The 15,181-nt window shown below is 68.2% G+C and carries 13 protein-coding genes; 7 read left to right on the top strand and 6 right to left on the bottom strand.

Features of this window, described 5'->3' with window-relative positions; all coding sequences use genetic code 11:
- Window positions 1-57 precede the first annotated feature (57 nt).
- Genes OD997_RS00360 through OD997_RS00340 form a run of 5 tightly spaced genes read right to left on the bottom strand, consistent with a single transcriptional unit; the run spans window position 58 to window position 5,450 of the window.
- Window positions 58-894: an ABC transporter ATP-binding protein gene (locus OD997_RS00360; RefSeq protein ID WP_434329864.1), complete on the bottom strand. Its 837-nt coding sequence runs from the start codon at window positions 892-894 to the stop codon at window positions 58-60.
- A complete protein-coding gene (locus tag OD997_RS00355) occupies window positions 891-1,754 on the bottom strand; it encodes an ABC transporter ATP-binding protein (RefSeq protein ID WP_434329863.1) in 864 nt (287 codons plus the stop codon). Before OD997_RS00355 ends, OD997_RS00360 begins: the two co-directional genes overlap by 4 nt.
- On the bottom strand, window positions 1,751-2,686 hold the full coding sequence (locus tag OD997_RS00350; RefSeq protein WP_434329862.1) for an ABC transporter permease: 936 nt from the start codon (window positions 2,684-2,686) through the stop codon (window positions 1,751-1,753). Before OD997_RS00350 ends, OD997_RS00355 begins: the two co-directional genes overlap by 4 nt.
- A gap of 37 nt (window positions 2,687-2,723) precedes the next feature.
- Window positions 2,724-3,719 (bottom strand): ABC transporter permease, encoded by a 996-nt coding sequence (locus OD997_RS00345; protein ID WP_434329861.1) that lies wholly within the window; start codon window positions 3,717-3,719, stop codon window positions 2,724-2,726.
- Window positions 3,720-3,758: 39 nt separating this feature from the next.
- On the bottom strand, window positions 3,759-5,450 hold the full coding sequence (locus OD997_RS00340; RefSeq protein ID WP_434329860.1) for an ABC transporter substrate-binding protein: 1,692 nt from the start codon (window positions 5,448-5,450) through the stop codon (window positions 3,759-3,761).
- 246 nt (window positions 5,451-5,696) lie between these two features.
- Here OD997_RS00340 and OD997_RS00335 point away from each other — a divergent pair, with 246 nt between their 5' ends.
- Genes OD997_RS00335 through OD997_RS00305 form a run of 7 tightly spaced genes read left to right on the top strand, consistent with a single transcriptional unit; the run spans window position 5,697 to window position 13,044 of the window.
- Window positions 5,697-6,413 carry an NUDIX hydrolase gene (locus OD997_RS00335; RefSeq protein ID WP_434329859.1) on the top strand — a complete coding sequence of 239 codons (717 nt, stop codon included), beginning with the start codon at window positions 5,697-5,699 and terminating at the stop codon, window positions 6,411-6,413.
- Window positions 6,410-7,747: a quinolinate synthase NadA gene (gene nadA, locus OD997_RS00330; protein WP_434329858.1), complete on the top strand. Its 1,338-nt coding sequence runs from the start codon at window positions 6,410-6,412 to the stop codon at window positions 7,745-7,747. The genes OD997_RS00335 and nadA overlap by 4 nt, the downstream gene beginning before the upstream one ends.
- Window positions 7,744-9,252: an L-aspartate oxidase gene (gene nadB, locus OD997_RS00325; protein ID WP_434329857.1), complete on the top strand. Its 1,509-nt coding sequence runs from the start codon at window positions 7,744-7,746 to the stop codon at window positions 9,250-9,252. Before nadA ends, nadB begins: the two co-directional genes overlap by 4 nt.
- On the top strand, window positions 9,252-10,103 hold the full coding sequence (nadC, locus tag OD997_RS00320; protein ID WP_434329856.1) for a carboxylating nicotinate-nucleotide diphosphorylase: 852 nt from the start codon (window positions 9,252-9,254) through the stop codon (window positions 10,101-10,103). Before nadB ends, nadC begins: the two co-directional genes overlap by 1 nt.
- A 5-nt stretch (window positions 10,104-10,108) precedes the next feature.
- On the top strand, window positions 10,109-11,248 hold the full coding sequence (locus OD997_RS00315) for a cysteine desulfurase family protein (protein ID WP_434329855.1): 1,140 nt from the start codon (window positions 10,109-10,111) through the stop codon (window positions 11,246-11,248).
- A gap of 54 nt (window positions 11,249-11,302) precedes the next feature.
- Window positions 11,303-12,250, top strand: a complete 948-nt coding sequence (locus OD997_RS00310; protein WP_434329854.1) for a glycosyltransferase family 2 protein — start codon at window positions 11,303-11,305, stop codon at window positions 12,248-12,250.
- Between the two features lie 20 nt (window positions 12,251-12,270).
- On the top strand, window positions 12,271-13,044 hold the full coding sequence (locus OD997_RS00305) for an SDR family NAD(P)-dependent oxidoreductase (protein WP_434329853.1): 774 nt from the start codon (window positions 12,271-12,273) through the stop codon (window positions 13,042-13,044).
- Between the two features lie 7 nt (window positions 13,045-13,051).
- Here the strand turns inward: OD997_RS00305 and OD997_RS00300 are convergent, their stop codons facing one another.
- Window positions 13,052-15,097, bottom strand: coding sequence for an ABC transporter ATP-binding protein (locus OD997_RS00300; protein ID WP_434329852.1), 2,046 nt, complete (start codon window positions 15,095-15,097; stop codon window positions 13,052-13,054).
- Window positions 15,098-15,181: the final 84 nt, after the last annotated feature.

Here is a 15,181-nt window from a genome sequence, read left to right as displayed (position 1 = left end):
AGTTCATGCCGCACAAAGCGGGTCGCCCGCGACAGGAAGCGCAACCGGAACGGATGTTCAGCGATCGGCGAGCTCTGCCCGCACCTCGTCACGGAGGCGGCCGAGGTTCTCGGGCTCGGGCGCTGCGCCCAGCAGGGTCTTCGTGTACTCGTGCTGCGGATTGAGGATCACCTCGTCGGCGGGCCCCCGCTCCACGACGTCGCCCTTGTAGAGGACCATGATCTCGTCGCTGAAGTGCCGAGCCGTCGCGAGATCGTGCGTGATGTACAGAACGCCGAGATTCTCCTCCCGCTGCAGATCGGCGAGCAGGTTGAGCACCCCCAGTCGGATCGAGACATCGAGCATCGAGACCGGCTCATCCGCGACGATGAACCGCGCCCCCGGGGCGAGCGCCCGTGCGATGGCCACGCGCTGACGCTGACCACCGGACAGCTCATGCGGGCGGCGTTCGGCGAAGCTCTCGCCCGGTGACAGTCGCACACGCTCGAGCAGCTCGATCGCGCGCGCACGCACCTCGGCGCCCGAGAGCTTCGGGTGGTGGAGTCTGATCGGGCGCTCCAGGTGGTGGATGATCGTGTGGAACGGGTTCAGCGAGGCGAACGGATCCTGAAACACCATCTGCACCTGCGAGCGGTACTCCTCGACCGCGCGCCCCCGCATCCCCGAGTCCTTGCCGTCGAGCAGGATCTGCCCGCTCGTCGGCGTCTCGAGCTTCATCAGCATCCGGGCGATCGTCGATTTGCCCGACCCCGATTCACCGACGAGAGCGACCGTCTTCCCCGCTTCGATCGTGAACGAGACGTCCTTGACCGCGTGCAGGATCGACGTCTTCAGCCCGGATCGCAGGGTGAAGTCCTTCACCAGGTTGCGGGCTTCGAGGGTGGGAGCGCTCATCGGATCTCCTCCTGACTGGGCTGGTTGCCGGTGCGGACGAAGTCTCCGCGCTCACCGGTCAGACTCGGGAAGCTCGACAGCAGCTTCTTCGTGTACTCGTGCTGAGGTGTGCGGTAGATCTCCTCCGCTGTGCCCTCCTCCACGATCTGCCCCTGCAGCATCACGGCGATCCGGTCGCTGATCTCGATCAGCATCGGCAGGTCGTGCGTGATGAAGATCACTGCGAACCCGAGCCGCTCGCGCAGCCGCATGATCTCGCGGATGATCCCCCGTTGCACGACCACGTCGAGCGCGGTGGTGGGCTCGTCCATGATCATGACCTGCGGATCCAGCGCGAGCGCCATCGCGATCATCATCCGCTGCCGCATACCGCCGGACAGCTCGTGCGGGAAGCTCGTCAACCGCGAAGGGTCGACACCGACCAGCGTCAGCAGCTCCTCTGCCCTGGCCTGCTTGTCCTTCTTGGACATGCCGGGGCGATGGGTCTCGAAGATGTCGAAGATCTGCGCCCTGACGCTGATCACCGGGTTGAGCGAGTTCATCGCCCCCTGGAACACCATCGAGATCTTGTCCCAGCGGAACGCACGCAGGCCGTCGCCGTCGAGTGCGACGATGTCGATGTCATGACCGTCGCGGTCATGGAAGACGATCTCGCCGCTCGTCATCAGTGCCGGCGCCTTGAGCAACCGGTTCATGCCGTAGGCGAGCGTGGTCTTTCCGCATCCCGACTCTCCCGCGAGGCCGAGTATCTCGCCGCGGTTGAGGGTGAGGGACACATTGCGGACCGCCTTCACGGGCGGATCCACCTCGTACTCGATCGACACGTCGCGTGCGGTGAGCACGGCATCCGGAGCGCTCATGCGGCGACCCCCTTCGTCTTGGCCGCCTTGCGCACACGCCGAGCGGCGTCGGGCGCATTGCGCAGCTTGGGGTTGATGACCTCGTCGATCGCGAAGTTGATGAGTGAGAGCCCCGCGCCGAGCATGGCGATCATGATTCCCGGCGGCACGAACCACCACCAGGCCCCTCGTCCGAGCGCCTGGCCGGACTGCGCGTCGTTGAGGATCGTTCCCCAGGTGATCGACGAGTTCGGCCCGAGGCCGAGGTACGAGAGACCGGCCTCACCGAGGATCGCGAAGATGATTGCGAAGAGGAACTGCGCCGTGAGCAACGGCAGCAGGTTCGGCATGATCTCGACCAGGATGACGCGGAAGGAGCGCTCCCCCGCGACCTTGGACGCGTAGACGTAGTCGCGGGTGCGCAGCGATCGGGTCTGCAGTCGGAGCACGTAGGCGGCTCCGGCCCAGGAGGTGATGCCGAGCACGAAGGCGACGAGCTGCCAGCTGCGCTGCGGGACGAATGACGAGATCACCATCACCAGCGGCAGGCCGGGGATCACGATCATCACGTTCGTCAACAGCGCGAGGGTGTCTTCACGCCAGCCGCCGAGGTAGCCGGCGAGAACACCGAACAGCAGCGACAGGATGATGGCGATGCCACCGGCGACCACGCCGACCAGGAGCGAGCCCTGGGCGCCGATCGCGAGCTGGGCGAACATGTCGTTGCCGAGCTTGGTGGTGCCGAGCCAGTGTTCCGGCGAGGGCGGGAGCAGAGCGGGGTTGTCGGTGCTCCGCGGGTTCTGCGAGAAGATCGGCGCGATGATCGCGAACAGGACGATCGCGATCACGATCGTCGCTCCGGTGATGAACTTCGGCGAGCTCGTCGGGAGCACCCGGCGGCGCTTGCGTCCCCGTTGTGTGGCCAGCGAGATCGTGCTTGCGGGCTGGGTCATGGGCTGATCCTTGGTGATCAGCACTGCGTTCTCGGTGTCAGACATTCTGGCGCGCCCTCGGGTCGATGAAGCCATAGACGAGGTCCATGATGAAGTTGGCGGCGAGCACCGTGATGGTGATGACGAGGAAGAGCCCCTGCATCAGCGCGTAGTCGTTGTTCGTGACCGCCTGGAACATGAGCTTTCCGATGCCCGGGTAGGTGAACACCTGCTCCATGACGATGGAGCCGGCGACCACGAAGCCCAGGGTGATCGAGAAGCCGGCAATCGAGGGGATCGCCGCGTTGCGCGCGGCGTACGTGGTCATGATGCGGCGAGGACGGAGCCCCTTGGCCTCGGCCGTGAGCACGTAGTCCTCGGCCATGGTCTGCACCATCATGTTGCGCATCCCGAACATCCACCCGCCGACCGACGAGATGACGATGGTCAATGCCGGCAGGATCGCGTGCGAGAGCGCATCCACGAAGAAGGCCCAGGTCGGTTCGGGGCCGTCTGGGAAGTCGAACACGTCGTAGCCCCCGAAGATCGGGAACCAGCCGAGCCCGACCGCGAACACCGAGACGAGGAGCAGCGCCATCCAGAAGTACGGGATGGACTGCAGCACGGTGGTCGCCGGGATCAGGTGATCGACCCAGGTGCCGCGCTTCCATCCGGCCCAGGCGCCGAGCACGACGCCGAGGATGAAGGAGATCACGGTCACCGTGCCGACGAGGATGAGCGTCCAGGGCAGCGCCTGCCCGATGAGCTCGCTCACCGGGGCCGGGAACTTGGTGACGGAGATGCCCAGGTCGCCCTGGAACATCCGCCCCCAATACGCGATGTACTGGTCCCAGAGGGAGGAGTCATCACCGCCGAGCAGCAGCTTGATGTTGCGGATGGTGGTCTCGGAGACCTCCCCACCCGCACGCTGCATCTTGGCGATCATGATGTCCGCCGGGTTCCCCGGCATGAGCCGGGGAAGCAGGAAGTTGAGTGAGATCGCGGCCCACAGCGTGAACGCGTAGAACCCGATTCTTCGTGCATAGAACTTCATGTCACTGACCTTGCTTCCTGCTCCCCCGACCCCATGTGCTTAGTTCGCCGGCTCGAGCTGCGTCAGGATGTAGCCTGCCGCGATCGCGCCCCAGGACGGCGGGAAGGCGTAGAGGTCCTCCTCCGTCGGCCAACCGGTGAAGTCCTTCGTGTTGTAGAAGGTCTGCGTCGCGTTGATCACGAGCGGGATGTAGGGCAGGTCGCGGACGATCTCGGTCTGGATCGTGCCGTACAGCTCCTTCTTCTCTGCCTCGTCGTTCGTGCTGATCGCGGCCTGGACCGCCTCGTCGACGACGGGGTTGCTGTAGCGGCTGAAGTTCCAGCGCCCGGCGGGAACCTCAGAGCCCACGGCCGCGGTGGAGCCGACGGTCGTGCCGCCGAACCAGTCGCGGTAGATCTGGAACGGGTCGGCCACCGACGTGCCGATGACACCACCGACGATCAGCTGGAAGTCCCCGCCCTGACGGGCGTCGGAGAACTCCTGCCACTGCACTGTCGATGCGGTGACCTTGATGCCGGCAGCCTCGGCCTGCTCGGCGATCAGCTTCGCGGCGTCGTTGTAGTCGGTCCAGCCGTCGACCGAGATCAGGCTGAGCTCGAGCGGCTTTCCGTCCTTGGAGTAGAAGTCGCCGTCCTTGGTGTAACCGGCAGCCTCGAGGATCTCGCCCGCCTCTGCGGCGTTCGCCTCCTGCGGGCTGACCTCGTTGGCGGGGTCAGCCACCCACTTCTCGTCACGCGGGAGCAGCGCGAACGTCGGCGAGATGTCGCCGGTCAGCCCGACGAATGCCTTGTCCTTGATCGCGGCGCGGTCGATCGCGATGTTGAGCGCCTGACGCACGGCGACATCGGTCTGCGGACCGGTGCAGCCGAGCTCGGCGTTCGAGCAGGTGTAGAGCACGGTCGGATCCTGCGGGGTGTTGATCCAGTCGATCGCGCCGTTGCCCGTGACGTCATCCGGGTTCGGGATGAACATGCCCGTCCAGTCGAGCTTGCCCGCGGCGAGCAGGTCCTGAGCGGTCTGGTTGTTGTCGACGGCGATGTACTGGACCTTCTTGACTCCGAGGTCGTCGGCATCGCGGAAGTTCTCGTTGGCGACGAGCGTGTACGACTCGCTCGTCGTCTTGTCGACGACGTAGGCGCCCGAACCCACCGGGTCTTCGTTGGCGAAGTTCGCGAAGTCCGTGACCTCAGACCACACGTGCTCCGGGAGGATGTAGGTCGAGCCGAGTCGCTGGAACTCGGTCGTGTACTGCGCGGTCGTGTAGGTGAGGACGACGGTGGTGTCATCGGTCGCCTCGGCCGAGACGAGGCCGTTTCCTTCGGGGTTGTTGGCCTCGTAGGTGAAGGAGAACGCCACGTCGGCGGCCGTGAGGGGCTCGCCGTCGCTCCACTTGAGGTCGGGCTTGATGGTGACCGTGATCACCGTGCCATCCTCGTTGTACTCGTAGGAGTCGCCGATCAGACCGACGGGCTCGGAGTCCGCCGTCTTGTTGAAGAAGAACAGCGGCTCGTAGATGGGGCCCAGCGCGCCGTGGAGCACGGTCGGTGCGAACGGGTTGTAGTTCGCGGTGATGGGGGTCTGGCTGCCGGCCCACACGCGAAGAGCCCGGTCGCCGTCGCCACCGCTCCCCTCGTTGCCGCCGCCTGCGCCACAGGCCGTCAAACCCAGGGCGAGGACGGATGCCCCCGCCACAGCGGTGAGCGCGATCTTGCGCCTTCCGTTACGGATCATTCTGTATTTCCTCTCGGTGCTGCACTGCAGGAGGGATCTCCGGGATGGAGCCGAGTCCCGGATCGGAACTCGCGACAGATCCCCGTGAAAGGGATTTGTTAGGACAGTAACCTAACAAATAGCCATCCGGGCGACAAGAGGCCAGAACGCTGGTATATAACGTTTCGGCCTCAGGGACTCGTCCGTCATATGAGTGCACTAAGAGTCGCCATGACACTAAGATCGATCTCGGAGGTTAAGGTATACATGACTCAAACCAGGGGCATCGACGTCGCCGTGTCGACCGTGATCCTGACGCTGCGTCGCACCGAGGACGGCGCTGCTGTGCTCGCGCTCCCGCTGGTCCTGCGCACCCGCGAGCCGTTCGCCGATCAGTGGGCGCTTCCCGGCGGCTGGCTGACTCCGGCCGAATCACCGGTCGACGCCGCCGCCCGCACGCTCGCCGAGACCACGGGCCTCACTCCCAGCTACCTCGAGCAGCTCTACGCCTTCGGAGCCGTCGACCGCTCCCCCACCCGCGTCGTGTCGATCGTCTACTGGGCGCTGCTCCGGCAGGACGAGGTCGACGCGCAGAGCGCCGCGCATCGGGCATCCGGTCTCGCTCCCGAGAACGTGCGCTGGTTCGATCTCGGCGACCTGCCACCGCTTGCCTTCGATCACCGCAAGATCGTCGACTACGCGCTCTGGCGCCTGCGCAGCAAGGTCGGCTACAGCCGCGTCGCACACGGCTTCCTGCCGGCCGAGTTCACTCTGGCCGACCTTCGAGAGGCCTACGAGGCGATCCTCGGCAAGCACCTCGACCCGGCCAACTTCCGCCGACAGGTCGAGTCCGCCGGCAACCTCCTCCCCACCGATCAGTTCCGCACCGGCAGTCACCGCCCCGCCCGCCTGTACCGCTACAACACCGATGTCGAGCTGGCCGATCACGGCCCGCTCGGCCCCGAGGAAACGAGCACCCGATGAGCATCACCTTCGTTCCGACCCCGGCAGTCCAGCCCCTCGACGCCTCCGTCGACCACGCGATCCAGTCGATCGTGGCGGGCGTATCGACCGATGAGACCTGTACGACCGACCTCGCGGTCGGCCCCTGGGACTTCGACACGCGTCCCGGATACGGACCGGGATCCTCGATGGGTGACGTCATCCCGACCGGAGCACCGCGTCAGGGCGAGCTCCCAGCGGAGTATCGCGAGGCGAGCGAAGACGAACTCGACGGGCGCATCCGTGCAGCGAAAGCCACACTCGGCAACCGGGCCGTGGTGCTCGGACACTTCTACCAGCGCGAGGAGGTCGTACGTCACGCCGACTACGTGGGCGACTCGTTCCAGCTCGCCACCGCGGCGAAGGAGCGACCGGATGCCGAGGCCATCGTCTTCTGCGGTGTGCACTTCATGGCGGAGACCGCCGACCTGCTCTCCGGCCCCGACCAGGCGGTGATCCTGCCGAACCTCGCAGCCGGATGCTCGATGGCCGACATGGCCGACATCGATCAGGTCGAGGACTGCTGGGAGCAGCTCGCCGATGTCCTCGGCGATCTCGACGCTCAGGACGAACACGGCCGAGTGCCGGTGATCCCCGTCACGTACATGAATTCCTCTGCCGCGATCAAGGGCTTCGTCGGCAGGCACGGCGGGATCGTGTGCACCTCGTCCAACGCGCAGACCGTGCTCGAGTGGGCGTTCGAACGCGGCAGGCGGGTGCTGTTCTTCCCCGATCAGCACCTGGGCCGCAACACCGCGAAGGCGATGGGCGTGCCGCTGGAGCAGATGCCGATGTGGAACCCGCGCAAGGCGCTCGGCGGCTCCACGGCATCCGATCTGCTCGAGTCGCGCGTCATCCTGTGGCACGGGTTCTGCTCGGTGCACCGTCGCTTCACGGTGGCCCAGATCGACCAGGCGAGGGCGGAGCACCCCGACGTGCGCGTCATCGTGCACCCGGAATGCCCGATGGACGTCGTGGACGCTGCCGACGAGGCCGGCTCCACCGATTACATCCGCCGGGCGATCGCCGCCGCGACAGAGCCCACGACCTTCGCGATCGGCACCGAGATCAACCTCGTGCGCCGGCTGGCCGCGCAGTTCCCGCAGCACGAGATCTTCTGCCTCGACCCCGTGGTGTGCCCGTGCTCGACGATGTACCGCATCCACCCCGGATACCTGGCGTGGGTGCTGGAGGAGCTCGTGGCAGGCCGTACCCCCAACCGCATCACGGTGACGGCGGACGTGGCCGATCCCGCGCGGGTCGCCCTCGAGCGGATGCTGGCGGCGAAGCCGCCGGTGGTGGCGAGCGCCCGATGAACGTCGTCGTCGTCGGCTCGGGCATCGCCGGTCTCACAGCCGCGCTGCACGCCCACGAGGCGGGGCACGCGGTCACTGTCGTGACGAAAGAGGCGCTCGGTGACGGGTGCACCGGATTCGCCCAGGGCGGCGTCGCAGGAATGTACGGCCCCACGGACTCGGCGGCTCAGCACGCCGCAGACACGATCGATGCGGGTGCCGGGTTGTCCGACGCCGCTGCAGTAGACGTGCTCGTACACGATGCCGCCGAGCGGATCGCCGAGCTGATCGCGCGAGGAGTCGCCTTCGACCGCAGCCCGGACGGCGAACTGCTGCTCGGGCGCGAGGCCGCGCACGCCCGCGCCCGCATCGTGCATGCCGGAGGGGATGCGACCGGCGCCGCGATCGCACACGCGCTCGTCGCCGCCACACGGCGCGCAGCCATCACCGTGGTCGAGGCCGCGTTCCTCGCCGACCTCGTGCTCGAGGACGGCGTCGCGCGCGGCATCCGCGTGCTCGTCGACGGCGCCCTTTCAGACCTCGAGGCCGACGCGGTGATCCTCGCCACCGGAGGCGCGGGCCACCTCTACGCGCACACGACGAATCCGGCGGGAACCACGGGCGACGGGATCGCGGCGGCCCTGCGCGCCGGCGCGGCGGTCGCGGATCTCGAGTTCATGCAGTTCCATCCGACGATCCTCGCCGAGGGGCCCGCGTTCCTGGTCTCCGAGGCGGTGCGCGGCGAGGGTGCGACACTCATCGATGTCGACGGTCGGCGCTTCGTGTTCGACACCCACCCCGACGGCGAGCTGGCTCCCCGCGACGTCGTGTCCCGCGCGATCGCGCGCCAGGCCGCGGCCCAGGGCTCCCCGGTCCGTCTCGACGCCACGATGCTGGGCGCACGCGTGCTGCCGCACCGCTTCCCGACCATCGATCGGGTGACACGCGAGCGCGGGTTCGACTGGGCGACGCACCCCATCCCGGTGACCCCGGCCGCGCACTACCTGATGGGCGGAGTCGTCACCGACCTCGACGGACGCACGTCGATCCCCGGGCTCTTCGCCGTCGGCGAGGTCGCCCGCACCGGCGTGCACGGGGCGAACCGCCTTGCCTCGAACTCGCTGCTGGAGGGCGCCGTCTTCGGCGCACGCGCGGCCACCGCCGTGGGTATGCCCTGGAAGTCGTCACGCGCTCCCCTGCCCGCACGCTCTCTCCGCACTGCTGCCGCCGGCGCCGCCGGCACTCGCTCGCACCCGGACGGCACCCCGTTCAGTCGACCCGAACTGCAGCGACTGATGTGGGATGACGTCGGACTGCTCCGCACGGATGAGGGACTCGAGCGCGCACTCGACACCGTCATCCGCTGGCGCTCCGCCGCACCGGCACCCACCACCGTCGCCGAGTACGAGGACGCGAATCTGCTCCTGCTCGCCGAGGCCACGGCATCCGCTGCCCTCGCCCGCACCGAATCGGTCGGCGCCCACTACCGCGAACCCGTCGCCTCGCCTCTCCTGGAGACCGTCTGATGCTCACTCACGCACTCATCACCCGCGTCGTCGGCGCAGCCCTCGAGGAAGACGCACCGTGGGGCGACCTCACCAGCACGACGCTGCTTCCCGCGGACGCCACCGCCACCGCCGACCTGGTCGCCAGGGAAGCCGGGATCTTCAGCGGCGGCGACGTCTTCGCCGCCGCCTTCGCTCTCACGGATCCGTCGATCACGATCGATGTGCACGTCGGCGACGGCGATCGTTTCGCCCCCGGCGACGCACTGGCCTCGGTGTCGGGTTCGGCCCGCGGCATCCTCACCGCGGAGCGCATCGCCCTGAACTTCGCGCAGCGGATGAGCGGCATCGCGACCCTGACCGATGCCTATGTGCGGGCGATCGAGGGTACCTCGGCCCGTATCGCCGACACCCGCAAGACCACCCCAGGCCTGCGTGCCTTTGAGCGTCACGCCGTGGTCTCTGGCCGGGGGCACAACCACCGCTACTCGCTGTCGGACGCGGTGATGGCCAAGGACAACCATCTCGCCGTGCTGCAGCGCTCCGGTGTCGACCTCGCCACAGCCCTGCGCGAGGCGTTCTCCCGCCTCCCCCACACGACCCATGTGGTGGTCGAGGTCGACCGGCTCGATCAGATCCCGGCTGTGCTCGACGGCGGAGCGCACACCGTGCTGCTCGACAACTTCTCGCTCGACGACCTTCGGGCAGGCGTCGCGTTGATCGGCGACCGCGCACAGGTCGAGGCCTCCGGCGGGGTGAGCCTCGACACGGTCGGCGACATCGCCAGGACCGGGGTCGACGTGATCTCGATCGGCGCTCTCACCCACTCGGCGCGCGCGCTCGATCTCGGCCTGGACGTGCGGATCGACTGACTCCGATGCTCTACCTCGATCACGCTGCGACCTCTCCGGTACGACCGGAGGTGCTCGATGCGATGCATCCGTATCTCACCGGCATGTTCGGCAATCCCTCCAGCCACCACACCTACGGCGAGGCTGCGGCGAGCGCACTCGACGATGCGAGATCGCGAATCGCGCGCGTCTTGGGGATGCGCACCGGCGATGTCGTGTTCACCGCGGGCGGCACCGAGGCGAACAACCTCGCGGTCAAGGGGATCGTGCTCGCCGCTCTCGCGGACGGCCGCCGTCATCTGGTGATCTCGCCGATCGAGCACGAGTCGATCCTGGAGTCCGCCGACTACCTGCGACGCTTCCACGACGTCGAGGTCACGGCGGCGGCCGTCGACTCGCACGGCCGGGTCTCCGCGGCATCCCTGCGAGAGGAGATCCGCGAGGACACCGCGCTGGTCGCCGTCGGACACGCCAACAACGAGATCGGCACGGTCCAGGACGTGGCCTCGCTCGCGGAGGTGACCCGCACAGCCGGCGTTCCGCTGCACGTCGACGCGGTGCAGTCCGCGGGGTGGCTGCCGCTCGCAGGACTCGGGGCGGATGCGATCACGATCGCCGGGCATAAGCTCGGAGCGCCCAAGGGGATCGGCGCGCTCGCCGTGCGCGGCCGGGTCCCCCTCGAACCTCTCCTGCACGGGGGCGGTCAGGAGCGGGGACGTCGATCGGGGACGGAGAACGTCGCCGGAGCGGTCGGCCTCGCCGTGTCGTTGGAGCTCGCCGAGGCGGAACGCGACACCGTCAACACGGTCGTCGGAGCGGCGACGCAGCGTTTCATCGCCGCCGTGCTCGCAGCCGTCCCCCAGGCGGCGCTCACGGGAGATCCGATCCGGCGGCTCCCGGGGACAGCGAGCTTCACGTTCGCGGGAGTGAGCGGCGAGGCCGTGCTGCTCGAGCTGGAGCGCCGGGGCGTGGTGTCGTCGAGCGGTTCGGCGTGCGCCGCCGGGAGCGACGAGCCGTCGCATGTGCTGCTCGCCTGCGGCGTCGATCCCGCCGTCGCGCAGAGCTCCGTGCGGTTCACGTTCGGTCACGCCCCGTTGCGCGACGATCTTCCCGATCGACTCGCAGACCTCGTGGCAGAGTCGGTACGCGCCGTCATCGGCGTCTGAGAGGCGAGACGCCTGAGAGCGCGAGACTTCCGCACGCGGCCATAGACTCGGCTGGTGACCGCCCCCGCCCCGATCGTGACCCTGATCGTCCCCGGCCGCGACATCGCCGGCTTCGCCCCGGCCGCCCTCGATTCGCTGCGCGCGCAGACCGAGAATCGGTGGCATGCGATCCTCATCGACGACGGCTCGACAGACGGTACCGCCGAGATCTTCGCCGCGGCAGCGGCATCCGATCCGCGCTTCCGTGCCGTGCGACACGAGGCATCGCGCGGGCTCGGTGCGGCGCGGAACGTCGGGATCGACCTCGTCGACACTCCTCTCGTCGGATTCCTCGACGGCGACGACGAGCTGACACCCGCCGCGCTCGAACGTCTCCTCGGGACCCTCACCGAGACGGGCAGCGACTTCGTCGCGGGTGCCTACGTGCGCTCGCGCTTCGACGGCGAACGCTACGTCCCTGGGCGCGTGCAGCCCTGGGTCGAGGCCGCCACCTCCCCGGCACGCCTCGAGACCACGATCATCGAGCACCCCCGGGCCAGCGCCAACATCGTCGCCTGGTCGAAGATCAGCCGTATCGAGCTCTGGAGCGATCTGCGGTTCCCCGAGGGCGTCGCTTATGAGGATCAGGTGGTCGCGCAGCAGATGTACACCCGGGCACGAGCCTTCGACGTGATCCCCGACACGGTGGTCCGGTGGCGGCTGCGAGCGGACGGAACCTCGATCACGCAGGGCCGCGCGCAGCTGCACGTGCTCCGCGACTATCTCCGCGCACTGCGGGGAGGCATCCGCGTGCTGCACGACGCCGGCGCGCATGCCGCCGTCACCGCACGCCTCGAACTGATCCTGGCGATGGACCTGCCGCCGCTCCTCGAGATCGCGGCCACCCACCCCGATCCCCGCTACGCCGAGGAGGTGGCGTCTTTCGCCGCAGAGATCCAGGCACTGCCCGAATACGCCGACGCACGCCCCGATCCCGCCCTCACCGCCGCACTGGCCTGGTGAGAGCACGCCCCAGGAGACTCATGAACGGCTACCTCGCCGACCTCTTCTCGCTCGACGGCCGCACGGCTGTCGTGACCGGGGGCAGCTCCGGCATCGGTCGCGGCATCGCCACCGCCCTCGCGAAGGCCGGTGCCTCGACCGTGATCGTCGCTCGAGGCGAGAGCAGGATCGAGGCGACCGTCGCCGAACTGGCGGATGCCGGATGCCGTGCGGCGGGTGTCGTCGGAGACCTCAGCACCCGCGAGGGGATCCGCGATGTGGCCGACGCAGCGACCGTGCCGTTCGGCGAGCCCGACATCCTGGTGAACTCCGCGGGCATCAACATCCGTCCCCCTTTCGCCGAGATCACGGAGGACGACTGGGACGCGACGATGACCGTCAACGCTCTCGCGCCGTTCCTGCTCGGGCAGCGTTACGGCAGAGGCATGGCCGAACGCGGATTCGGCCGGCTCATCCACATCAGCTCGCAGCAGGCGCACCGCGCTTTCGTCGGAAGCGGGATCTACGGGGTGTCCAAGGGCGCGGTCGAGTCGCTGATGCGGTCGGAGGCCGAGGCCTGGGGCGGCACCGGCGTCACGAGCAACACGCTCGTCCCCGGGTTCGTCCTGACGCCGCTGAACGCCCGCCTGCAGGAGGACCCCGCCCAGATCGCCGCTCTCGCCGCCCGCACGATGATCGGTCGCAACGGCGTGCCCGCGGATTTCGCCGCAGCCGCGGTGTTCCTCGCGGGTGCGGGCTCGAGCTACGTCACCGGTCAGTCGCTGTTCATCGACGGCGGCCTCTCTGTGCACTGACGGCAGCTCAGCCCTCTGCCGGATACACCCTCTCGTCGGCACGCGGAGCGTCGAGCAGCGGCACCGATGCCGTGAGGGTGGCGACGGCATCCGCTCCCGCTGAGTCCTCCGGGGCACGGTCGGCCCGTCGGTCGGCGAGCGCTGCATTCACTCCCCCGGCCACGGCCTCCTCGATGACGGTCTCTGTCTCGATCACCCGTGACGCCGCGACCTGCTGCGCGGCGAGCTCGGCATAGAGGCCACCCCGCGCGATGAGCTCGGCGTGGGTGCCGGACTCGACGATCAGGCCAGCCTCGAGCACGTGGATGACGTCTGCGCCGATCACCGTCGACAGCCGGTGCGCGATCGTCAAGGTCGTACGCCCCTTGGCTGCCTCGTCCAACGCCTCCTGCACGACGCGCTCGGAGACGGTGTCGAGAGCCGACGTGGCCTCATCGAGCAGCAGTACCGGCGGATCCTTGAGCAGCACGCGGGCGATCGCGATGCGCTGCTTCTCGCCGCCCGACAGCCGGTAGCCGCGCTCCCCGACGACCGTGTCGTAGCCGTCCTCGAATCCCGCGATGATGTGATGGATGTTCGCCGCGACGCACGCGGCGATCACCTCGTCCTCCGTCGCCCCCGGCTTCGCGTACAGGAGGTTCTCGCGGATGGTCGCGTGGAACAGGTAGGTCTCCTGCGACACGATCCCGACCTGATCGATGATCGACTCCTGCGTGAGCGTGCGGACATCGGCCCCCGCGAACAGCACGGCCCCGCCGTGAGCCTCGTACAGGCGCGGAGCGAGGTAGAGCACGGTCGTCTTGCCCGCCCCCGAAGGACCCACGAACGCGACGTGCTTCCCCGGCTCCGCGACGAACGAGACACCCTGGAGTGTGGGGCGCGCGTCCGGCGCGGCATCGGGATAGCGGAAGACGACGTCGTCGAACTCGATGCGCCCACGCGGCCCCGGTGCCTCGGCGACCGTGATCGCGTCCGGTGCGTCCTGGATCTCGGGCACGAGGTCGAGGTACTCGAAGATGCGCGCGAACAGCGCCGACGAGGTCTGCAGATCCAGCGACACCCGCATGAGTCCCATCAGCGGCTGCAGGAGACGCGCCTGGACAGTGGTGAACGCGACGACGGTACCGGCGGTGATCGCGCCCGTACCGCCCGCGATCAGGTATCCCGAAACGAGGTAGATGACGGCCGGCACGCTCGCCATGAGCACCTGGACGACGGCGAAGAACCCCTGGCCGCTCATCGCCCTCCGCACCTGCAGCTTCACCTGGTTGCGGTTCTCCGCCTGGTAGCGCTGCGATTCGGTGCGCTGCCGATTGAACGCCTTGGACAGCAGCATCCCCGACACGCTCAGCGTCTCCTGAGTGATCGAGGTGAGCTCCGACAGCGATTCCTGCGTCTCGCCCGCGATGCGCGCGCGGACCTGGCCGACGCGTCGCTGCACGATGATCAGGAACGGCATCAGCACGACAGCGATCAGGGTCAGACGCCAATCGATCAGGATCATCGCGACGAGCGAGGCGATCACCGTGACGACGTTGCCCAGGATGCTGGTGACCGTGTTCGTCAGCACGCCGGAGACGCCGCCGACGTCGTTCTGGAGCCTCGATTGGATCACCCCGGTCTTCGTGCGGGTGAAGAACCCGAGCTCCATCGCCTGCAGGTGCTCGAAGAGCCGCACTCGCAGATCGCCGGTGACGCTGTTGCCCACCGTCGAGGTGAGCCATGTCTGGGCGACTCCGAGAACCGCGGAGACGAGGAACAGCCCGACCATCGCCGACACGAGCCAGATGAGCAGCTGCAGCTGCGGACCGCCGCCGTCGACGGGGAACAGCGCGTCATCGAAGATGCGCTGCACGATCAGCGGCGGGATGACCGCGATGCCGGCGCCGATGACGACCAGCACGCCCGTCCAGAAGATGCGCCACCGGTACGGCCGGAACAGGGTGATGACCCTCGCCCCGAGTCCGCTGATCCGCGGCGCCTCGGCATTGAGCCGACGCTGTGCGCTCTCGTCCACGCCGCGGAATCCGCCGCGTCCGCCACCCATGCTCATGTCGCCAGCGTAGTCACGGTGGCGGACACCGGGCCGCCCGCAGCATCCCCAAGCTCCGCTGAGAGCGGATCCGACCGGATCCGG

The sequence above is a fragment of the Microbacterium sp. CGR1 genome, assembly GCF_051062835.1.
GTDB lineage: Bacteria > Actinomycetota > Actinomycetes > Actinomycetales > Microbacteriaceae > Microbacterium.
The sequence above is the reverse complement of the archived record's forward strand: the minus strand, read 5'-3'. Positions and strand labels throughout refer to the sequence as shown.